Annotated in this window: 24 protein-coding genes; 11 read left to right on the forward strand and 13 right to left on the reverse strand. The window is 61.0% G+C overall.

The window, feature by feature from the left end; all coding sequences use genetic code 11:
* Nucleotides 1-193 precede the first annotated feature (193 nt).
* The 3 genes from rpsI to zapE all read right to left on the reverse strand — a co-directional run bounded on the left by rpsI (nt 194) and on the right by zapE (nt 2,403).
* On the reverse strand, nt 194-583 hold the full coding sequence (rpsI, locus tag ACWHXT_RS09985) for a 30S ribosomal protein S9 (protein WP_447529030.1): 390 nt from the start codon (nt 581-583) through the stop codon (nt 194-196).
* A gap of 13 nt (nt 584-596) precedes the next feature.
* Nucleotides 597-1,025 carry a 50S ribosomal protein L13 gene (gene rplM / locus ACWHXT_RS09990; protein ID WP_447529031.1) on the reverse strand — a complete coding sequence of 143 codons (429 nt, stop codon included), beginning with the start codon at nt 1,023-1,025 and terminating at the stop codon, nt 597-599.
* A 196-nt stretch (nt 1,026-1,221) separates the two neighbouring features.
* Nucleotides 1,222-2,403: a cell division protein ZapE gene (zapE, locus tag ACWHXT_RS09995; protein ID WP_447955721.1), complete on the reverse strand. Its 1,182-nt coding sequence runs from the start codon at nt 2,401-2,403 to the stop codon at nt 1,222-1,224.
* A gap of 258 nt (nt 2,404-2,661) precedes the next feature.
* On the opposite strand from zapE, the gene ACWHXT_RS10000 reads away from it, so the two are divergent.
* On the forward strand, nt 2,662-3,135 hold the full coding sequence (locus tag ACWHXT_RS10000; protein ID WP_447955722.1) for a YhcB family protein: 474 nt from the start codon (nt 2,662-2,664) through the stop codon (nt 3,133-3,135).
* Nucleotides 3,136-3,198: 63 nt separating this feature from the next.
* On the opposite strand, the gene ACWHXT_RS10005 is transcribed toward ACWHXT_RS10000, so the two are convergent.
* A complete protein-coding gene (locus ACWHXT_RS10005; RefSeq protein WP_447955723.1) occupies nt 3,199-3,960 on the reverse strand; it encodes a Nif3-like dinuclear metal center hexameric protein in 762 nt (253 codons plus the stop codon).
* Nucleotides 3,961-4,157: 197 nt separating this feature from the next.
* Between ACWHXT_RS10005 and ACWHXT_RS10010 the strand changes: the two genes are divergently transcribed.
* Nucleotides 4,158-5,399, forward strand: coding sequence for a S1C family serine protease (locus ACWHXT_RS10010; RefSeq protein WP_447955724.1), 1,242 nt, complete (start codon nt 4,158-4,160; stop codon nt 5,397-5,399).
* A gap of 41 nt (nt 5,400-5,440) precedes the next feature.
* On the opposite strand, the gene hisD is transcribed toward ACWHXT_RS10010, so the two are convergent.
* From hisD to ACWHXT_RS10055, 9 genes are all read right to left on the reverse strand, one after another.
* On the reverse strand, nt 5,441-6,754 hold the full coding sequence (gene hisD, locus ACWHXT_RS10015; protein WP_447955725.1) for a histidinol dehydrogenase: 1,314 nt from the start codon (nt 6,752-6,754) through the stop codon (nt 5,441-5,443).
* Between the two features lie 10 nt (nt 6,755-6,764).
* Nucleotides 6,765-7,421, reverse strand: a complete 657-nt coding sequence (gene hisG / locus ACWHXT_RS10020; protein ID WP_447529037.1) for an ATP phosphoribosyltransferase — start codon at nt 7,419-7,421, stop codon at nt 6,765-6,767.
* A gap of 27 nt (nt 7,422-7,448) precedes the next feature.
* Nucleotides 7,449-8,711, reverse strand: coding sequence for a UDP-N-acetylglucosamine 1-carboxyvinyltransferase (gene murA, locus ACWHXT_RS10025; protein WP_447955726.1), 1,263 nt, complete (start codon nt 8,709-8,711; stop codon nt 7,449-7,451).
* Between the two features lie 9 nt (nt 8,712-8,720).
* On the reverse strand, nt 8,721-8,972 hold the full coding sequence (locus ACWHXT_RS10030; protein ID WP_447529039.1) for a BolA family protein: 252 nt from the start codon (nt 8,970-8,972) through the stop codon (nt 8,721-8,723).
* Between the two features lie 85 nt (nt 8,973-9,057).
* Complete coding sequence (locus ACWHXT_RS10035) at nt 9,058-9,396, reverse strand: STAS domain-containing protein (protein WP_447955727.1); 339 nt, start codon at nt 9,394-9,396, stop codon at nt 9,058-9,060.
* The gene (locus ACWHXT_RS10040) at nt 9,393-10,052 is read right to left on the reverse strand and encodes an MlaC/ttg2D family ABC transporter substrate-binding protein (protein ID WP_447926211.1); all 660 of its coding nucleotides are present in this window, start codon (nt 10,050-10,052) and stop codon (nt 9,393-9,395) included. The genes ACWHXT_RS10035 and ACWHXT_RS10040 overlap by 4 nt, the downstream gene beginning before the upstream one ends.
* A gap of 47 nt (nt 10,053-10,099) precedes the next feature.
* Entirely contained in the window at nt 10,100-10,564 is a 465-nt protein-coding gene (mlaD, locus tag ACWHXT_RS10045) for an outer membrane lipid asymmetry maintenance protein MlaD (RefSeq protein WP_447893551.1), read from the reverse strand.
* 16 nt (nt 10,565-10,580) lie between these two features.
* The gene (mlaE, locus tag ACWHXT_RS10050; RefSeq protein WP_447926212.1) at nt 10,581-11,369 is read right to left on the reverse strand and encodes a lipid asymmetry maintenance ABC transporter permease subunit MlaE; all 789 of its coding nucleotides are present in this window, start codon (nt 11,367-11,369) and stop codon (nt 10,581-10,583) included.
* Nucleotides 11,369-12,190, reverse strand: coding sequence for an ABC transporter ATP-binding protein (locus ACWHXT_RS10055; protein ID WP_447529044.1), 822 nt, complete (start codon nt 12,188-12,190; stop codon nt 11,369-11,371). Before ACWHXT_RS10055 ends, mlaE begins: the two co-directional genes overlap by 1 nt.
* 350 nt (nt 12,191-12,540) lie before the next feature.
* Between ACWHXT_RS10055 and ACWHXT_RS10060 the strand changes: the two genes are divergently transcribed.
* The 9 genes from ACWHXT_RS10060 (at nt 12,541) to rapZ (ending at nt 19,268) form a co-directional block, all read left to right on the forward strand.
* Entirely contained in the window at nt 12,541-13,527 is a 987-nt protein-coding gene (locus ACWHXT_RS10060) for a KpsF/GutQ family sugar-phosphate isomerase (protein ID WP_447529045.1), read from the forward strand.
* A 38-nt stretch (nt 13,528-13,565) separates the two neighbouring features.
* Nucleotides 13,566-14,096: a KdsC family phosphatase gene (locus ACWHXT_RS10065; RefSeq protein ID WP_447955728.1), complete on the forward strand. Its 531-nt coding sequence runs from the start codon at nt 13,566-13,568 to the stop codon at nt 14,094-14,096.
* A 10-nt stretch (nt 14,097-14,106) separates the two neighbouring features.
* Entirely contained in the window at nt 14,107-14,691 is a 585-nt protein-coding gene (gene lptC, locus ACWHXT_RS10070; protein ID WP_447955729.1) for an LPS export ABC transporter periplasmic protein LptC, read from the forward strand.
* 8 nt (nt 14,692-14,699) lie between these two features.
* A complete protein-coding gene (lptA, locus tag ACWHXT_RS10075) occupies nt 14,700-15,191 on the forward strand; it encodes a lipopolysaccharide transport periplasmic protein LptA (protein ID WP_447893553.1) in 492 nt (163 codons plus the stop codon).
* 10 nt (nt 15,192-15,201) lie between these two features.
* Complete coding sequence (gene lptB, locus ACWHXT_RS10080; protein ID WP_447955730.1) at nt 15,202-15,951, forward strand: LPS export ABC transporter ATP-binding protein; 750 nt, start codon at nt 15,202-15,204, stop codon at nt 15,949-15,951.
* A gap of 105 nt (nt 15,952-16,056) precedes the next feature.
* The gene (locus ACWHXT_RS10085; RefSeq protein ID WP_447926219.1) at nt 16,057-17,469 is read left to right on the forward strand and encodes an RNA polymerase factor sigma-54; all 1,413 of its coding nucleotides are present in this window, start codon (nt 16,057-16,059) and stop codon (nt 17,467-17,469) included.
* Nucleotides 17,470-17,551: 82 nt separating this feature from the next.
* The gene (gene hpf, locus ACWHXT_RS10090) at nt 17,552-17,860 is read left to right on the forward strand and encodes a ribosome hibernation-promoting factor, HPF/YfiA family (RefSeq protein ID WP_447926220.1); all 309 of its coding nucleotides are present in this window, start codon (nt 17,552-17,554) and stop codon (nt 17,858-17,860) included.
* Between the two features lie 4 nt (nt 17,861-17,864).
* Nucleotides 17,865-18,335 (forward strand): PTS sugar transporter subunit IIA, encoded by a 471-nt coding sequence (locus ACWHXT_RS10095; protein WP_447926221.1) that lies wholly within the window; start codon nt 17,865-17,867, stop codon nt 18,333-18,335.
* 45 nt (nt 18,336-18,380) lie between these two features.
* Nucleotides 18,381-19,268 carry an RNase adapter RapZ gene (rapZ, locus tag ACWHXT_RS10100; RefSeq protein WP_447955731.1) on the forward strand — a complete coding sequence of 296 codons (888 nt, stop codon included), beginning with the start codon at nt 18,381-18,383 and terminating at the stop codon, nt 19,266-19,268.
* Nucleotides 19,269-19,350: the final 82 nt, after the last annotated feature.

The following is a 19,350-nucleotide window of genomic DNA, read 5'->3' on the forward strand; positions in this document are numbered from 1 at the left end:
ATTAAAACAATAGACAATAATAACATGCCAAGGCCTCCCTGGGGGAGGCAGACCCGCGCCATCTTCCTGCGCCCTGCCGCGCACCTTAACACCGCTTACGCTAACTCGAGATGCGCGCTCTCAACGCAGCCATCCGGCATAAAAAACGCCCAGGCCGATGGCCTGGGCGTTTTGTGCAGAACGCGCGTAAAAATTAACGCTTGGAGAACTGCGGACGACGGCGTGCTTTACGCAGACCGACTTTCTTACGCTCGACCTGACGCGCGTCGCGGGTAACGTAACCAGCGGCACGTAGCGCAGGACGGAAGTCTTCGTTGTATTCCATCAGGGCACGCGTGATGCCGTGACGAATGGCGCCGGCCTGTGCCGAGCCACCGCCGCCTTCAACGGTCACGTAGACGTCGAACTGGCTGAGCGTTTCGGTCAGCTCGAGCGGCTGGCGAACCACCATACGACCGGTTACGCGACCGAAGAAGTCGTCCAGCGCACGGTTGTTGACGGTGATGTTGCCGGAACCCGGCTTAAGGAACACGCGAGCGGTGGAAGTCTTGCGGCGCCCGGTACCGTAATATTGCTGTGACATGGCGAAGATTTCCTTAAATGTTCAGTTCAAGCGGCTGTTGGGCGGCGTGAGGATGCTCGGCGCCAGCGTAAACTTTCAGCTTGGCGTGCATGGCGCGACCCAGCGGACCCTTCGGCAGCATGCCTTTAACGGCAAACTCGATGATACGCTCAGGCGCATGGTCACGCAGCTGGTTGAACGTCATGGAGCGCAAACCGCCCGGGTAACCGGTGTGACGGTAGTAGTTCTTGTCCGTGGCCTTTTTACCTGTGACCTGGACTTTCTCGGCGTTGATGACGACGATGTAGTCGCCGGTGTCAACGTGAGGTGTAAATTCGGGCTTATGCTTGCCACGCAGGCGGCGAGCGATTTCGGTAGCCAGACGACCGAGCGTTTTGTCCGTGGCATCGACAACATACCAGTCGCGCTGGACGGACTGCGGCTTAGCACTGAACGTCTTCATGGATGAAATTCACCAGATTAAATGTATTGGGTGACCTAGCCGCCAAGCGGATAAGCACCATCCCTATTTTTTTTGGTTACGGGCAAGGAAAACGCCCGTAACGTACAGCGAGGCGGCATTCTACACGACAAAACGCGCCACGTTAAGCGCCACGGGCATTTTTATTACCCTGCCGGCCCGGCTTTCTACCACGGCCTCACGGCTTGTGGGCCAGCGCAAGATACTCCCGGGACTGCATTTCCTGAAGCCTTGAGAGCGTGCGCTCGAACTCGAAGGAGAGTTTGCCGTCCGTATAGAGCGACTCGACCTCGACCTCCGCCGACATTAAAAGCTTAACGCCCCGATCATAGAACTCGTCGACCATATTGATGAAGCGCCGTGCCTGGTCTTCCTGCTTGGCACTCATCTGGATGACGTTGGAAACCAGCACGGTGTGAAACTCGCGGGCGATCTCGATATAGTCGTTTTGGCTGCGCGGGCCGTCGCAAAGCTCGCGAAATTCGAACCAGGCCACGTTTTCGTGCAGGCGGCGCGTTTTCAGCACGCGGTGATTGACCTCCAGCGGCGCATCCTGCTCGCCGGCCTGGCCGGCAATCTCCTTGAAGCTACGCGCAAGCTCACGCTCGGCCTCGTCATCGCAGGGCGAGTGGAAAATTTCGGCACGCTCCAGCGCGCGCAGCCGGTAATCCACGCCGGAGTCCACATTGACCACCTCGCAGTGGCGGTTCAAAAGCGCGATCGCAGGCTCGAAGCGCGCCCGCTGAAGCCCATCCTTGTAGAGATCGTCGGGCACGATATTGGAGGTCGCCACCAGCACCACGCCGCGCTCGAAAAGCGCTTCCAAAAGATTGGCCAAAATCATGGCATCGGTGATGTCCTTGACGAAGAACTCATCAAAGCAAATGACGCGCGCTTCAGAGGCAAACTTACCCGCAATCAGCTCGAGCGGGTTTTTCTCGCCCTTGTAGTGGTTGAGCTCGTTATGCACCCGCTGCATGAAACGGTGGAAATGGGTGCGCATCTTATCGGGAAACGGCAGCGCCTCGAAAAAGGTATCTACCAGATAGGTTTTACCCCGCCCCACGCCGCCCCAAAAGTAAAGACCGTTCACCCGCGGCATGGCGGGCTCATCTTTTGACGTTTTCTTGCCCATGAGCCCGGCCATGCGCGCCTTGAACCCCTTGTTGGCTACTACGGTTTTCGGCGTCGTAGAAGGGGTTGCCAGCAACTCGTCGTAGAGACGCTGCAGGTGCTCGACGGCCTTTTGCTGGGCCTGGTCGAATTGAAAATCGTCGCGCTGAATATCGCTTTTATAACGCGCCAGAGGCGTTGGCGGGTGCGTGGAACTTGCCTTGGCCGAGGCGGTTTTCGATGACATTCAAACACTCTCCAAAGGGTGGCGCGGGAAGCGCAGTGGCCACCTGAGGCGGCGCAAAATACGGTCGCAAAGTAGCGGTTTTAAGCGCCTGCGCGAGGGGCAAAGCGCTGTAAAGCAGCCAAATTATACGCTGGATAAACCCTGAACGCATCGGCGCATTGACCCAACCCGCCAACTGACGCCTATAATGAGGCCAAACGTGCATTAGCGCTTGGCGATGCGCCTGAACTGATCCAACCTGGTTTTAGGGAGAAAACTGTGGAAGCAAACTCACCAATCATCTATGCGCTGATCGGCCTGGCCGTTGGATTCTTGATCGGCCTTTTGTGTTATCGGCTGGCGAGCAAGGGTGAGCGCCATCGGGCATCGCTTAAGCAAACGCTTTTGGAGCGCGAACACCAGATCGCCGAACTCAAAAAAGCGATGGGCAGCCACGTAAGCGACGTTCGCCAGTGCCTCGAGGCCATCCGCAGCCAGGCCGACGACATCGAGGACAAGCTGGACGCCGGCGCCGAGCAGTGGGAACTGGCCACCAGCCCGGACACCGCTTTCACGCAGCCGCGAAAAGCACCGGCAACGGGCTCTTCGGCAACGCCCGCAGCCCCCGAGGCCGAGACGCCCGCCACCCCCCGCGACTACGCCGACGGCAAGGGCGGCACCCTCTCCGAGGAGTACGGCTTGAAAGACACGAAGGCGAAAGAACCTGCCGTCGACCAGCCGCCGCGTTACTAAAGCCATCGCCGAAACACGGCACGCCAATCAAAAAAGCGAGGGTTCTCCCTCGCTTTTTTACGTTCAGGCCGGGTTGTCGATATCGACAAAGCGGTGGGTGACACCGTACTCGCTGGCCAACCACTCGCCCAGCGCCTGAACGCCGAAACGTTCGGTCGCGTGGTGGCCGGCCGCGATGTAGTGAATCCCCATTTCCCGGGCCAGGTGGGTGGTGCGCTCAGAGATTTCACCGGAGACGAACACCTGGGCCCCCGCCTCATAAGCGGCGGTAATCATGTCCTGGGCGCCACCGGTACACCAGGCGACACGTTCGATACGGGCAAGGCCGGGCGCCTCGATCACCGTCGGCACACGCTCCAGCACCGCACTTACTTGCTCGGCCAGGCCCTGAAGAGACTGGGCCTGACCCAGCCGCCCCGACCATAAAAGCCCCTCACCGAGCTCGCCGTCGATGCAGCCTTCCACTTTCCAGCCCAAACGCCTGGCAAGCTCGGCATTGTTACCAAGCTCGGCGTGGGCATCCAACGGCAGGTGGTAGGCGAGCAGGTTGATATCGTGATTCAAAAGCGTCTTGATACGCTTTTGCTTCATGCCGGTAATCGCCACCGGTTCGTTTTTCCAGAAATAGCCATGATGGACCAGCACCATGTCCGCCTGCCAAGCGACGGCCTCCTCGAGCAGCGCCTGATTGGCCGTCACGCCGGTCATCACCCGGGTGACGCTTTCGCGCCCTTCTACCTGTAGACCGTTGACGGTGTAATCCTTGAAACGGGACGCGCGAAGCTGGTGATCGCACGCTTTGACAAGCTGGTCGCGGTTAACCACGTCGTCTCCTTATGGGGTTTGGCTACTGAGGATCGCGTTCAAAAAGTGTTACCCTATTCACTATTGTAAAGCTCGCGTCTTGTTATCGCGAACAAGGCCTTGCGAACAAGACGTCGCGAACTCAATGCTTGTACGAAACGCCTACCACCGCGCCCCTTTCGTGCCCAAAAGACCGTCAACGGCTGAGGATGTCTCGCATGCACCGCTATGTGCTGCCCTATGTATGGCCAATCGTTACCGGAGTTCTTCTGGCTGCGCTGCTGCTATTTGCTTTTCCCGACCTGTTGCCCAACCCGTTTCGAGCCACCCCGCCGGCGCAAACCCCTGGCGCCCTGGTTCCCGCCGGCGAAACGAACCCTCAGGACGTTAACCGCCCGCGCCCGGAAATCCGCCAGGCGGCGCCGCTGGATCGCAATCAGGGGCCGGCCAGCTACTCGGATGCGGTCAATCAAGCTGCCCCGGCGGTGGTGAATATTTATTCCTCGCGGATCGTCGAGCGCGACCAGCATCCGCTGATGTCGGACCCGTTTTTTCAGCAGTTTTTCAGCGGCGACGACCCCACTGCCCACCAGCGTATGCTGTCGAGCCTGGGCTCCGGGGTAATCATCAGCCAGGACGGCTACGTGCTGACCAACCATCACGTCATCAACGACGCCGATCAGATTCAGGTAGCGCTTCGCGACGGCCGCGAAACCCTGGCGGAGGTGATCGGCACCGACCCGGAAAGCGATTTGGCCGTGCTGCGCATCGACCTGGAAGATTTGCCGGTGATCGAGCTCACCGACTCCCAGGAAGTCGCCGTGGGGGACGTGGCGCTGGCGATCGGCAACCCCTTTGGGGTCGGCCAGACCGTCACCATGGGCATCATCAGCGCCACCGGCCGAAGCCACTTGGGCCTCAACGCCTACGAGGATTTCATTCAGACCGACGCGGCGATCAACCCCGGCAACTCCGGCGGCGCGCTGGTCAACGCTGAAGGCGCGTTGGTGGGCATCAATACGGCGATCTTCTCGCGCTCCGGCGGCTCCCAGGGTATCGGCTTCGCCATCCCGGCCAATCTGGCCCACAGCATCCTCAACGAACTGGTCACACGCGGCCGGGTGATTCGCGGCTGGCTGGGGATCGAAGCTCAGGCGCTGTCCCGCGAGCTTGCGGCCTCTTTCGGGCTGCGTACGCCCCAGGGGGTAATCGTGGCGGGCGTGGTGAGCGAAGGCCCGGCCGCCCAGGCGGGGCTTCAACCCGGCGACGTGCTGCTCTCCATCGACAATCAGGCGATTCTGGACGCTCGGGCGACCATGAGCGATATCGCGTCGATCCCACCAGGCACGTCGCTGCCACTCACCGTGGTACGTAACGGCGAGCGTATCGAGACGACCGTGGAAGTCGGAGAGCGCCCTACGCCGGTCCGCGCCACTCTAGGGCCTGAGGGCGGCTCGTAGCCGCACGGAAAGCGCGCCAGCAAACGCTGGCGCGAAGCCACCTAGTCGCGAATGCGGTATTCGGCGGAGCGGGCGTGGGCGGTGAGTGACTCGCCCCGGGCAAGCACGGAGGCGGTTTTGCCAAGCGCCGAGGCGCCCTCGGCAGTGCAGTGGATGATCGACGAACGCTTTTGAAAATCGTAAACACCCAGGGGGGATGAAAAGCGCGCGGTACCCGAGGTGGGCAGCACGTGGTTGGGCCCGGCGCAGTAGTCGCCCAGTGCCTCGGCTGTGTAGCGCCCCATGAAGATCGCCCCGGCGTGGCGTACCTGCTCGGCCAACTGCTCCGGGTTGGCCACCGAAAGCTCCAGGTGCTCCGGCGCAACCCGATTGATCAGGTCAATGGCCTCGTGTTCGCTTGCGCAGTGAATCAGCGCGCCGCGCTTACTCAATGAGGCGCGCACGATCGCCTCACGCTCCAGGGTCGGCAGCAGCCGCTCGATGGCCGCCTCGACCGCCTCGAGGTGCTCGGCGTCCCAACTGATCAGAATCGCCTGGGCATCCTCGTCGTGCTCGGCCTGGGAGAACAGATCCATCGCCAGCCACTCCGGGTCGGTCTGGCCATCGGATACCACCAGAATTTCCGAAGGCCCGGCGATCATATCGATACCTACCTGGCCAAATACCGCTCGCTTGGCGGTCGCCACGTAGATATTGCCAGGCCCCACGATCTTGTCGACCCGCGGTACGCTTTCGGTGCCATAGGCAAGCGCGGCCACCGCCTGGGCGCCGCCAATGGTAAAGACGTAGTCGACCCCGGCCAGGTGCGCGGCGGCCAGCACCAGCTCGTTCAACACGCCATCCGGCGCGGGCACCACCATGACGATTTCGCCAACCCCTGCCACGTGGGCAGGAATGGCGTTCATCAATACCGACGAGGGGTACGCGGCCTTGCCGCCGGGCACGTAGATACCCGCGCGATCCAGCGGCGAGACCTTCTGGCCGAGTACCGTGCCGTCCGGCTCTTCATACTGCCAGGACACGGGCTTTTGGTGCTCGTGGTAGCGCTTGATACGCTCGGCGGCAACGTTGAGCGCCTCGCGCTGGTCAACGGGCAGGCCGTCGAAAGCGGCCTTCAACCGCGCCGGTGTCAGGCAAAGCTCGCTCATTTGACGAACATCGACCCGGTCGAAGCGGTTGGTTGCCTCGATGACGGCCTGGTCGCCGCGGGTTTTGACATCCTCTAACAGCTCATGAACCCGCGCCTGCACATCGCTATTGGAGACACCTTCCCAGTCGAGCAGTGCGTCCAGGCGTTGCCCGAAGGCGCTCTCGGCGGTGGAGAGCCGATTGATGGTGGCCGCTTTGTTACTCATCGAAAATCCCTTATGACTGGACAGCGTCTGCCCGGCGTTTTTCGACCGCGCTGGAAAGCCGCGCAAGCAGCGGCTTGATACGATCGTGCTTCATGGTCATGGCCGCTTTATTGACGACCAGCCGGGTGCTGATATCCGCGATCAGCTCTCGCGGCTCCATGCCGTTGGCGCGCAGCGTATTGCCAGTGTCCACGATATCGACGATTTCATCGGCCAGATTCATCAGCGGCGCCAGCTCCATCGCCCCGTAAAGCTTGATCACCTCGGCCTGGATGCCCTGCTCGGCGTAGTAGCGCCGCGCGATGTTAACGAACTTGGTCGCGACCCGGCGGCGTGCCTTGGAAGGCGCCTGACCGGTCACGCCCGCGGTCATCAGCCGGCAGCGCGCGATATCCAAATCGACGGGCTCGTAAAGCCCTTCGGCGCCGTGCTCGAGCAACACATCCTTACCCGCAATCCCCAAATCCGCCGCGCCCAGCTGCACGTAGGTGGGCACATCCGTTGCGCGAATGACCACGAACTTCACATCGGGCAGATTGGTATCGAACAAGAGCTTGCGGCTTTTGCTCAAATCCTCCGCCGGTGTGATACCGGCGTCGGCTAGAAGCGGCAGCGTTTCCTCTAATATGCGCCCCTTGGAGAGCGCTAAAATCAGTTGCTTACTCATGGTGTTGGCCAGTAGTTGGTCGCGTGGCTAGCCGGGAATGCGGCGAATCTTCGCCCCCAGCAACTGCATTTTCTCTTCGATACATTCGTAGCCGCGGTCGATATGGTAGATACGATCGACCAGGGTCTCGCCCTCGGCCATCATCGCCGCAATCACCAGCGACGCCGAGGCGCGCAAGTCGGTCGCCATCACCGGTGCCCCGGAAAGCTTATCGACACCGGTGATCAGCGCGGCGTTGCCTTCGAGCGCAATGTCAGCGCCCATGCGATTGAGCTCCTGAACATGCATGAAGCGGTTTTCGAAGATGGTTTCCACCACCCGGGAGTGGCCTTCGGCCACGGCGTTCATGGCCACGAACTGCGCCTGCATGTCGGTGGGAAACGCCGGGTACGGCGCGGTGCGAATATTGACCGCTTTCGGGCGCTTGCCGTGCATATCGAGCTCGATCCAGTCATCCCCGCAGGTGATGTCCGCACCGGCTTCTTCGAGCTTGGCGAGTACCGCCTCGAGAATGTCCGCCCGGGTACGCGTGACCTTCACCCGGCCGCCGGTCATCGCCGCGGCGACCAAAAACGTCCCGGTTTCGATGCGGTCCGGCATGACGTCGTGCTCACAGCCGTGAAGCGACTCCACGCCTTCGATGACGATGGTGTCGGTGCCGTGGCCGCGAATGTTCGCGCCCATCTTGATCAAACACTCGGCCAGGTCGACCACTTCGGGCTCCCGGGCGGCGTTTTCCAGCACCGTCTTACCTTCGGCCAGCGTGGCCGCCATCAAAAGATTCTCGGTGCCGGTCACGGTGACGGTATCGAAATAGATGGTCGCGCCCTTCAAGCGCCCTTCCACACTGGCGCGAATGTAGCCGGCCTCGACGCGAATGTGGGCGCCCATCGCTTCCAGCCCGCGAATATGCAGATCCACCGGGCGCGAGCCAATCGCGCAGCCGCCGGGTAGCGAAACATCCGCCTTACCGAAGTGGGCCAGAAGCGGACCCAGCACCAGAATCGAGGCGCGCATCTTCTTGACCAGCTCGTAGGGCGCGTGGCAGTGCGTGACCTGGGAGCCATCGAGCTGGATACTCAGCCGCTCGCCCATCACGGGCTCGACCCCCATACGCCCTAGAAGCTCTAGGGTCGTGGTGATGTCCTGCAAATGCGGCAAATTGCCGATCACCACCGGGCCTTTCGAAAGCAGACTGGCGCAAAGAATCGGCAGGGCCGCATTTTTGGCACCGCTCGCCCACACTTCGCCGTCGGCACGACCGTTGCCGGTAATCAGGAGTTTATCCATGAAGGCGCCTTATTGGGCGTTTTCCGGCGCGTTTTGCCACTGCGCCGGCGTATAGGTTTTGATGCTGATCGCGTGAAGGGCGCCGGAGGCAATCTCGTCACTTAGCGCCTGGTACACCAACTGCTGGCGTTTGACCGGCGAGAGCCCTTCGAAGGCCTCACCCACCGCGACGACCTGAAAATTACAACCTTCCCCCTGAATATGAAAGTCACATCCGTCGATGCGGGATTCAAGCAGCGCTTTTACCTCGTTGGGTTGCATGAGACAGAAAACTCCTCTGGGGACGATTAATTAAAAAAATAAGGCGACATGATAAAGAAAAGCATCGCGCTTGGCGATGCCGGTCTCAAGAGGTCAAGGCGAGGTGGGGCGCGTCGATCATATCGTCGAGTTCGGCGAGCGAAGCCAGACGCATCAAGGGGGGTGAAAGCGCGATGCGCTCCACGGCAATGGCGCGCTGACCACAGGTTCTCAGCCACTCGAAAAGCACGCTCAAAGCCACGCTGCTAGCGGTTTCGACGCCGGTGAAATCAAGCGTCACCGGCGAGGACGCACTTTGCTCGAGCCACAACGTGCCCGCAGCGGCCACCCGGGCCGCTGCGTTCATGGTCAAACCGCCCTGGAGAAACAGCGTCGCGCCCTGCTGATCGAGCGTTACGCCGTCCTGGGTTACCAGTTGGGTCACGCATCGCCCCCCTGTTCGAGCTCTTCCACGCCTACTTCCGGCGACCAGCTCTGGATGACCGCGTCGTAGTCGCGATTTTGCTGACGCATGGCCTGGTCGAACTGGTTGCGGAAAGTTAGCCCCAGGTTGATGCCGTTAACGATCACGTTGACGACGCGCCATTCACCGTTGGTCTGGCGCAGGCTATAGCTGACCGGATAGACCTGGCCGCCACTGGCCACGACCTGCATATCGACCGTTGCCTGATCTTCGTAGCGCTGGCCGCGCTGGTTATCGAGCACGCGCAGGTCTTCGTAGTCGTAGGTCACAAGGCCACGGGCGTAGGTATCGATCAGGGTCTGGCGGAAGACGTTGGCAAAGCGGCTGCGCTGTTCCGGCGATGCGTTCTGGAAATAGCTTCCCATCACGCTTGCGCCGATATAACGAAAGTCCGCGACCTCGTCCAGGGTTTCATCGACGATCGACTTGAGCTCGTTGATGTTATTGGCATAGTAGCTTTCGCGGCCGTCGATACGTGCCATGAAGCCGGCCACGTTTTCACGAATCATCGCCTCAGGCGACTGGCTCTGGGCGCTGGCGGTCGCCGGCAGGGCAAAAACCAGGGCCGCCAGTAGCACCGTCAACCAGTAGCTTAGCGGGTTATTGAAGGCTTTCATGACATCTACCTCTCGACTGAGTGTTTTATAACGAATCCGGTACAGGTTTAGCTGCTAACCATGTTGGATACAAATTGCTGAATTAGTTCTTCCAGTACCAGCGCCGACTGGGTGTCGCGGATAACGCCACCGTCTTCGAGCGTGTCCGGCGCCCCGCCGACGGTCAGCCCCACGTACTGTTCGCCCAAAAGGCCCGCCGTGAGAATCGCCGCCGTCGTATCCTGGGAGAGCTGCCCCTCCAGGTCGTTGTCCAGGCGCAGCACGACGCGGGCATCGTACCAGTCGGTATCCAGGTCGATGGACTCGACCCGGCCCACGGTGACACCGGCCATCGTGACCCGCGCGCGGGGTTTGAGGCCACCAATGTTGGAAAAATTGGCTTCCAGCTGAAACGTTTGCGTTGGCGCCGAAAGCGAAAGCCCGCTAACCCGAAGGCCCAGGAAAACGAGCCCGACGATGCCCGCCAGCATAAACAGACCGACGCCGAACTCCATGGCTTTACTGCGTTTCATGAACGTGCTCCCGCTATCAAAGGCCGCCGAACATGACGGCGGTAAGTACAAAATCAAGGCCCAACACGGCCAGGGACGAGTAGACGACGGTACGCGTCGTCGCCCGGGAAATCCCTTCGGAAGTAGGTACCAAATCGTAACCCTGAAAAACTGCGATCCACGTGACGACCAGGGCGAACACCAGGCTTTTGATCATGCCGTTGCCCACGTCGCTCACGAAGGCAACGCTTGCCTGCATGTTGCTCCAGTAGGAGCCTTCGAACACGCCCAGCCACTCGACACCGACCAGGTAGCCTCCCCAGATACCGACGACGCTAAAGCCAACGGTCAGAATGGGCAGCGCCACGAACCCGGCCCAGAGCCTGGGGGCCACCACGCGTTTGAGCGGGTCCACGCCAATCATTTCCATGCTGGTCAGCTGCTCGGTGGCTTTCATCAAGCCGATCTCGGCGGTCAGTGCCGACCCTGCACGGCCGGCAAAAAGCAGCGCGGCGACCACCGGGGCAAGCTCTCGCAAAAGCGACAACGCCACCATCTGACCAAGCGCCTGCTCGGCGCCGAAGTCGACCAGAATAGTATAGCCCTGTAGCGCCAGCACCATGCCGATAAATAGCCCCGATACCAGCACGATGGCGATCGACAGTACGCCGATAAAGTGCATTTGACGCAGCCAAAGCGAAAACCCCTCTTTGGAGGGAATGCCGACACTCGACTGGGCAAGAAATGCCCCGGCGCGGCCCAGCGCCTCTACCGTGTCGCATCCTTTACGACCAAGCCTTGCGACTTGCTTGAATAGTGCCTGCATTACTCTGTCCTTTTGGGCAGCGCCTGGCCCAGCATATCGCTATAGAAGCTTGCCGCCGGGTAGTGAAACGGCACCGGCCCGTCGGGCTCGCCGTGCACGAACTGGCTCACCCGAGGGTCGTCGTTGGTATCGAAGGTGTCCGGCGTGCCCTCGGCCACGACCTGACCATCGGCGATCAGATACAGGTAGTCGGCAATGCTCAGCGTCTCCTTGATATCGTGGGAGACCACAACCGAGGTTAGCCTGAGCGCCTCGTTCAGGCGCTTGATCAGTTGCACCAGCACGCCCATGGAGATCGGATCCTGACCGACGAAGGGCTCATCGTAAAGCACCAGCTCCGGGTCCAGGGCGATGGCGCGCGCCAGCGCCACCCGCCGCGCCATGCCGCCGGAAAGCTCGGCGGGGGTGAGTTCGCGTGCACCTCGAAGCCCCACCGCCTGAAGCTTCAAAAGCACCAGATCGCGAATCATCGCCTCGGGCAGGTCGGTATGCACTCTAAGCGGAAACGCCACGTTTTCGAAAACGTTTAGATCCGAGAAAAGCGCGCCGCTTTGAAACAGCATGCCCATACGTTTGCGCAGGGCAAAAAGCGCCTTGCGCGAAAGCTTATGAACGTCCTGCCCGTCGATCAGCACACGGCCGCGGTCCGGCTCCAGTTGGCCGCCGATCAGTTTCAACAGCGTGGTTTTACCCGTACCGCTGGGGCCCATAATGGCGGTGACCTGCCCCCGCGGGATACGCATGTTCACGCCGCGAAAGATTTCGTGCTCGCCTCGGGAAAAGTGAAGGTCTTCGATTTCAATGAAGGGTATTTGCGTCATGAGTGGATAAACCCTCCTCACAGGGCGGATAGCTGACTGACTTTGCGTATCGAGATTCAACGTCGATATCGTCGACGCCAGGGCCGGGACACCATTAACGCTAAAATATCGCGACCACCAAAGTCATGGCTAACGCTTGGGCACGGGCTCATCAAGACCGGCAATTTAAAAACAGTGTTTCCGAAATATTAGCGAACATTGTACCTCAACGCTACCCGTTAAGCGCGAAGCCACCCAAAAGGATGTTTTTAAAACGTTGCTCTACAAGGAATTGTCAAAACGGCGATACCTATCCATTGATCCAAAATGCTATTCTAAGGCCTTAATACCGCAAGCTTAGTGAGCCCATAATGTCAGCGCCTCTCGCCTCCCCCAGCGCGTTACGTGAAAGCGCCCTGCGCACGCTACAAATCGAGCAGGCCGCCATAGGCGAGCTTCAGGAAAAACTGGACGAACATTTCGATCACGCCTGCGCCTTGATTCTGGCCTGCCAAGGGCGGGTGGTCGTGACCGGCATGGGTAAATCCGGTCATATCGCCGGCAAGCTGGCGGCCACGCTTGCCAGCACCGGCACGCCGGCCTTTTTCGTCCACCCGGGTGAAGCGAGCCACGGCGACCTGGGGATGATCACCCGCTCGGACGTGGTCATCGCGCTCTCGAATTCCGGCGAAACCGCCGAGGTCACCGCCCTGCTGCCGCTTTTGAAGCGTTTGGGCGTGCCTTTGATCAGCATGACCGGCCGCCCCGAGTCCACGCTAGGCACCCACGCCGACGCCCATCTGAATAGCGGCGTGGCCCGGGAGGCGTGCCCGCTCGACCTGGCGCCGACCAGCTCGACCACCGCGGCCCTGGCGCTGGGGGACGCGCTGGCGGTCGCGCTCTTGGAGGCGCGGGGCTTTACCGCGGAGGACTTCGCGCTTTCCCACCCAGGCGGCAGCCTTGGCAAGCGTTTGCTGCTGCGCGTGAAGGACCTGATGCACAGCGGCGAGCGTCTGCCGACGGTGCCGCTAGGCAGCCCGCTTCGCGATGCGCTATTGGAAATCACCCGCCAGGGGCTTGGCTTTACCTGCGTGGTCGACGCCCAGGGCCGGCTGGCCGGCGTTTACACCGACGGTGACCTGCGCCGCACCCTCGACGAACACCACGATCTACGTGTCATCAGCGTCGATACGGTCATGACCCGTCCGGGCAAGCGCATCCGCCCGGACATGCTCGCCGCCGAGGCCGTGCGCCTGATGGAGGATAGCCGCATTACCGCGCTTGCGGTGGTTGATGAACACGAGCGCCCGATTGGTGCCTTACACATGCACGACCTGCTTTCGAGCGGCGTGATTTAACCCGTACTCAGTCCCAATACCGCTATAAAGGAGACTCCATGGCCGTACCCGATGCTTTAAACGACCGCATCCGCCACGTTCGCCTGCTCGCGATCGACGTGGACGGCGTACTCACCGACGGCCGCCTCTACTTTCAGGCCGACGGTGTCGAGATCAAGGCTTTTCACACCCAGGACGGCCACGGCCTCAAGCTTTTGAAGCGCGCCGGCTTTCACGTCGCGCTGATCACCGGCCGGGATTCGCCCATGGTCAGCCAACGCGCCAAGTCGTTAGGGATCACCCACGTCTACCAAGGCGTCGAGCACAAGCTCGAGACCCTCAAAGCGCTCTGTAAGCGTTTGGACATCACCCTCGAGCAGGTGGCCTACTGCGGCGACGACCTGCCCGATCTTGGCTGCATCAAACGGGCCGGGGTCGGCATTACCGTACCCAACGCGCCGGACTACATGCATACCCACGCCGACTGGATCACCGACTCACTTGGCGGCCACGGCGCGGTGCGCGAAATTTGCGATACGCTGCTGATGACCCAGGGCCACTGGGACGCGGTGATGGACACCTACCTCTAGAGGCAACGCGATGGCGGGTTTGACGATAACGCGGATCAGAAAACGCCTTTGGATACCGGCGCTGGTCATTGCGCTGGGGGCCTGGCTCGTCTGGCTCGACCCGCGCGGGCCAGAGGTCGTCGAGGTCGACCCGGACGTACAGCGCGAGGAGCCCGGCCACGTGCTCGAAAACGCCGAGCTTACGCTGTTTGGCGAAACAGGCAGCGTCACTCAACGCCTTCAAACGCCGCACCTGGTCCATACGCCTCAGCAAGCGCTGACCGAGGCCGACGCGCCGCGGGCGACGCTATTCGATTCCGACCAGCGCCAGTGGCTCGCCAGCGCCGACCACGGCATACTGCAAAACGAGCACCAGTCCCTGATCATGGAGGGCTCGGCCAAGCTACTCGCCCCGGACGAGGGCTGGCAGCTCGATACCGAGCGGCTACACTACGATGGCATCGACCGCCACGCCTACACCGAGGCACCGGCCCTTTTACAGCAGCCTCCTCAGCAGATGAGCGCCAACCGCATGGATGTCTGGCTCGACACGAGCCAGGTCCGGCTCACCGATAACGTACGCGGCACTCACCCGCCCGCCCGCTCAACGCCTTAGGAGTCGTTATGCACCCGTTTTTACGTACCGCGCTACTGGTACTGGCCCTGCCTTTGAGCGCCGCCGCCCAGACAAGCCAGGCCCCCGTCGAAGTCGAAGCCGACCGGCTTGACCTTGATCAGCGCGCGGGTACCGCCGTCTACTCCGGTAATGTGGATATCCGCCAGGGGGAAATGCAGATTCGCGGTGACCGTGTCGAAATCTCGCGCAACGACGCCGGCGAGCTTTCCCAGGCTGTGGCCACCGGCGAGCGCGCCTACCTTCGCAACCAGCTCGAAAACGACGAAGGCCCGATGGAGGGATGGGCGCGGCGCATCGTCTACCACGTCAGCGAACGGCGCATCGAGCTTATCGACCAGGCCGAACTCCACCAGCGGGCCGACCGCTTTCAGGGCGGGCGTCTCGAGTACTTCATCGACCGCGAAGTGGTTCAGGCGCGCTCAGACGTTAGCGGTAGCGACAACCAGCGCATCCGCATGACGCTACAGCCCGCGCAATAGGAGAATGACCGTGTCGAGCACGCAACCTGGGGCGGTCAAAACGCTTCACGCCCGCCACCTCGCCAAAAGCTACAAGCGTCGCCGGGTGGTAAAAGACATCAACCTGGAGATCACCCAAGGCAGCGTGGTGGGCCTACTCGGGCCCAACGGGGCGGGCAAGACCACCTCGTTTTACATGATCGTGGGCCTGGTCAAGGCCGACGCCGGTACGGTGGGGATCGACGAGCGCGACCTGACTCGGGCACCGATGCACGAACGCGCCACCGCCGGCATCGGTTACCTCCCCCAGGAGGCATCGATTTTTCGCAAGCTGTCGGTGGCCGATAACATCTTGGCGATTCTGGAAACGCGCAAGGAGCTGGACCGCCGCGCACGGGAAGCGCGCCTGGAGCAATTGCTCGACGATTTCCACATTACCCATATCCGCGACAACCTGGGCATGAGCCTTTCCGGCGGCGAGCGCCGCCGCGTGGAGATTGCCCGCTCGCTTGCCACCGACCCCGCGTTCATTTTGCTCGACGAGCCCTTCGCCGGGGTCGACCCGATCTCGGTCGGCGAGATCAAGTCGATCATCCTGGCCCTCAAGGCACGCCACATCGGGGTACTCATCACCGACCACAACGTGCGCGAGACGCTGGATATCTGCGATATCGCCTATATCGTAGGTGACGGCCACATCATCGCAAGCGGCGACTCAACCGCCATTTTGAATAACCAGAAGGTTCGTGAGGTCTACCTGGGCGCCGATTTCCGCCTCTAAACCATCGCCAATCCTAAAGTTCCGTGTAGTGGCATATTTATTGCACTTGCGCCAGACCCCAACTCGCACTAGGGTGGAGCTTTACGAGTAACGAGTGGTTCTTCAATGGTCATGAAAGCCTCTTTACAGCTGCGGGTCGGCACGCAGCTGACCATGACGCCTCAACTGCAGCAGGCCATTGCCCTGCTGCAGCTCTCCACCCTCGATCTTCGCCAGGAAATTCAGCAGGCGCTCGACGCCAACCCGCTGCTGGAACAAGAGGACGAGTTTGGCGAAGAGAGCGTGACCGAGACCGCCGAAGCCGAATGGGAAGAGAGCATCCCCAGCGAACTCTCCATCGATAGCGAGTGGTCCGACACCTATCAGGACATGGCGGCCAGCGCCGGCAGCGAGGGGCCGGATTTCGAGCGCCAGGCGGCGGGTCAAAGCCTGCATGGCCACCTGCTTTGGCAGCTGGCCATGACCGACGCCAGTGAGCGCGAATACGCCATTGCCGAAAGCCTGATCGACGCGCTGGACCCCAACGGCTACCTCACCCAGCCTCTCAACGATATTCGCGAAGGGCTCAAGGCCCAGGGGCTCGAAGGTTTGAGTCAGCGCGAGGTGGAAAACACGCTGATGCGTATGCAGCAGTTCGAACCCACCGGCGTTTTCGCCCGCGACCTGCGCGAATGCCTGATGCTCCAGCTCGCCACCCTGGCCGACGACACGCCGCTTCTGGTGCCCGCCAAACGCCTGGTGCGCCAGTTTCTCGAAGCGCTCGGCAAGGACGACCTGCGCCTTTTGAAGCGCCGTCTGGGGCTTGACGACGAGCAGCTCGATGACGTCATCGGGCTGATCAGAAGCCTCGACCCGCGCCCGGGCAGCGCATATGGCGTCACCAACGAAAGCTACATCACCCCGGATCTGGTGGTGCGCCACGATAACGAAGGCTGGCACCTCGAGCTCAACCCCGAAGCGCTTCCGCGGCTGCGCGTCCAGCCGGACTACGCAAGCCTGATCAAGCGAGCGGACAAGAGCCAGGACAACCAGTTTTTAAAAGAGCACCTGCAAGAGGCGCGCTGGCTGATCAAAAGCCTGTCGAGTCGCAACGATACCCTGTTGCGCGTTGGTCGCGAGATCATCGCCCGCCAGCTGGGCTTTTTGGAGCGCGGCGAAGAGGCCATGAAACCCTTGATACTCGCCGATATCGCCGAGGCCGTGGAGATGCACGAATCGACGATTTCACGGGTGACGACGCAAAAATACATTCACACCCCCCGCGGTGTATTCGAGCTCAAGTACTTCTTCTCGAGCCAGGTGAGCGGTCATGACGGCAACGACAGCCACTCGAGCACGGCGATCCGCGCCCGGTTGAAAAAACTGATTCAAGAAGAGACGCCGGGCAAGCCGCTCTCGGACAGCCGCCTGGTGTCACTATTGGAAGATGGCGGCATTAGCGTAGCGCGGCGCACAGTGGCAAAATACCGCGAAGCCATGGGGATTCCCTCCTCCAGCGAACGGCGGCGTTTGCGTTAAAAAGTGAAACTGGCCGCCGGGGCTTTGCAATGGTAGAAAAAGAGTTACAATCAAAGGACAGTCCTGGATTAGGAGTACGTCGATGCAAGTCAACATTACGGGCCATCACCTGGAACTGACCGACGCTCTGCGCGATTACGTTAACGAAAAACTCGAACGTATCGAGCGTCACTACGACAACATCACCACCGTTCATGTCACGCTTTCCATCGAGAAAGAGCGCCAGCAGGCTGCCTGCACCCTACACGCAGCCGGCGCCGATTTGCACGCCGAAGCCCAGGACAATGACATGTACGCCGCCATTGACGCGCTGGCCGACAAGGTCGACCGCCAACTCGTAAAACACAAGGAAAAAGCACAAGCTCGCGCCCAGGGCGCTGGCGTGCGTTAAATCGATGACCCTGGAAACCATACTCCCCCCGGAGCGCGTGCTGTTCGACGTCCCCGGGGGCAGCAAAAAGCGCGTGCTAGAGTTCTTCAGCACCTTCATCGCCCAAAATACGCCCAGCCTGGATAGCCAGGAAGTGTTCAGCCGTTTGATCGGCCGCGAGCGATTAGGCAGTACCGGCATTGGGAATGGGGTCGCGATTCCCCACGCCCGTAGCCCTCACTGCAGCGCTCCTATCGCTGGCTTTTTAAAGCTTGCCGAACCGGTGGATTTCGACGCTATCGACGGTGACCCGGTGGACCTAGTGTTTGTACTGCTGGTGCCGGAAGAGGCCGACGACACCCACCTTGCGCTGTTGGGTCAGGTCGCCACCATCATGAATGACGTCGCCACCCGCGCACAGTTTCGCAAATGCGAGAGCCAGCGCGAGCTTTTGGAGATCGTCACCGCCAAAATTCGCGAGCAAACGGGCAGCTAGAACCAGGCCCTACCCACCCAGCCCTACAGACCGAAGAGAAACACTATGCAACTGGTGATTATCAGCGGCCGCTCCGGGTCGGGAAAGTCCATTGCGCTTCAGGCGCTGGAGGACCTGGGCTACTACGCCATCGACAACCTGCCGGCCATGCTGCTGGGTTCATTGGTCGATGAGCTAGGACAGCAAGGCGAGCGCACGCATTTGGCGGTGAGTATCGATGCGCGCAACCTGCCCACAGCCCTGGAGCGCTTTCCGGCGCTGCTTCAGGACATCAAATCCGGCAGTACCCGGGTGCAGGTGATTTATCTGACCACCGACGCCCGGATTTTGCTCGAGCGCTATTCGGCCACACGCCGGCGCCACCCGTTGACCCGAGACAGCGGAATGACCCTGGAAGAAGCGATCGCCAAGGAGGAAGAGACGCTTTTTGGCATCCGCGAGCTGGCGGATCTGATGATCGACACCTCGCGGTTGACGGTGCACGATTTGCGCGGACGGATCACCGAGCAGCTTTGCCATCAGCGCCAGAGCCAGCTCACCCTGACGCTGGAGTCGTTTGGCTACAAGCGGGGAGTGCCGCTGGACGCGGATATCGTGTTCGATATCCGCTGTCTGCCCAACCCTTACTGGGACCCGACGCTTAGACACTTCACCGGGCGCGACCCCGAGATCGCCGCTTTTTTACAAGCCTACCCGGTCGTCGATGAGATGGGCATGGATATTCTCAACTGGCTGGAGAAGTGGCTTCCGGCCTACCAGAGCAGCCAGCGCAGCTACATGACCATCGCTATCGGCTGTACCGGCGGCCAGCACCGCTCGGTGTACATGGTCGAACAGCTGGCCAAAAAGATGCTCGATAAGCGCTCCAGCGTACAGCTTCGCCACCGCGAGCTGGGCATTCATTACAGCGTTGACGACGCCACCGCATCGTAATGCCTGGGCGGCGCGAGCTTGCCGTGTCATCCCTTATGAACCACGCACACTCGACCAAGACACCGCTAGGCAAAAAGGAACC

This window comes from Vreelandella halophytica (genome assembly GCF_968193635.1).

Excerpts from the sequence above, each read along its gene's own strand:
- ACWHXT_RS10085 (WP_447926219.1), top strand. The coding sequence starts at position 16,057 with ATGGTCATGAAAGCCTCTTTACAGCTGCGGGTCGGCACGCAGCTGACC.
- ACWHXT_RS10040 (WP_447926211.1), bottom strand. The coding sequence starts at position 10,052 with ATGAAAGCCTTCAATAACCCGCTAAGCTACTGGTTGACGGTGCTACTG.
- ACWHXT_RS10055 (WP_447529044.1), bottom strand. The coding sequence starts at position 12,190 with ATGACGCAAATACCCTTCATTGAAATCGAAGACCTTCACTTTTCCCGA.
- hisG (WP_447529037.1), bottom strand. The coding sequence starts at position 7,421 with ATGAGTAAGCAACTGATTTTAGCGCTCTCCAAGGGGCGCATATTAGAG.
- rapZ (WP_447955731.1), top strand. The coding sequence starts at position 18,381 with ATGCAACTGGTGATTATCAGCGGCCGCTCCGGGTCGGGAAAGTCCATT.
- ACWHXT_RS10010 (WP_447955724.1), top strand. The coding sequence starts at position 4,158 with ATGCACCGCTATGTGCTGCCCTATGTATGGCCAATCGTTACCGGAGTT.
- mlaE (WP_447926212.1), bottom strand. The coding sequence starts at position 11,369 with ATGCAGGCACTATTCAAGCAAGTCGCAAGGCTTGGTCGTAAAGGATGC.
- hisD (WP_447955725.1), bottom strand. The coding sequence starts at position 6,754 with ATGAGTAACAAAGCGGCCACCATCAATCGGCTCTCCACCGCCGAGAGC.
- ACWHXT_RS10060 (WP_447529045.1), top strand. The coding sequence starts at position 12,541 with ATGTCAGCGCCTCTCGCCTCCCCCAGCGCGTTACGTGAAAGCGCCCTG.
- mlaD (WP_447893551.1), bottom strand. The coding sequence starts at position 10,564 with ATGAAACGCAGTAAAGCCATGGAGTTCGGCGTCGGTCTGTTTATGCTG.
- lptC (WP_447955729.1), top strand. The coding sequence starts at position 14,107 with ATGGCGGGTTTGACGATAACGCGGATCAGAAAACGCCTTTGGATACCG.
- rplM (WP_447529031.1), bottom strand. The coding sequence starts at position 1,025 with ATGAAGACGTTCAGTGCTAAGCCGCAGTCCGTCCAGCGCGACTGGTAT.
- ACWHXT_RS10030 (WP_447529039.1), bottom strand. The coding sequence starts at position 8,972 with ATGCAACCCAACGAGGTAAAAGCGCTGCTTGAATCCCGCATCGACGGA.
- ACWHXT_RS10095 (WP_447926221.1), top strand. The coding sequence starts at position 17,865 with ATGACCCTGGAAACCATACTCCCCCCGGAGCGCGTGCTGTTCGACGTC.
- ACWHXT_RS10065 (WP_447955728.1), top strand. The coding sequence starts at position 13,566 with ATGGCCGTACCCGATGCTTTAAACGACCGCATCCGCCACGTTCGCCTG.
- zapE (WP_447955721.1), bottom strand. The coding sequence starts at position 2,403 with ATGTCATCGAAAACCGCCTCGGCCAAGGCAAGTTCCACGCACCCGCCA.
- rpsI (WP_447529030.1), bottom strand. The coding sequence starts at position 583 with ATGTCACAGCAATATTACGGTACCGGGCGCCGCAAGACTTCCACCGCT.
- murA (WP_447955726.1), bottom strand. The coding sequence starts at position 8,711 with ATGGATAAACTCCTGATTACCGGCAACGGTCGTGCCGACGGCGAAGTG.
- hpf (WP_447926220.1), top strand. The coding sequence starts at position 17,552 with ATGCAAGTCAACATTACGGGCCATCACCTGGAACTGACCGACGCTCTG.
- lptA (WP_447893553.1), top strand. The coding sequence starts at position 14,700 with ATGCACCCGTTTTTACGTACCGCGCTACTGGTACTGGCCCTGCCTTTG.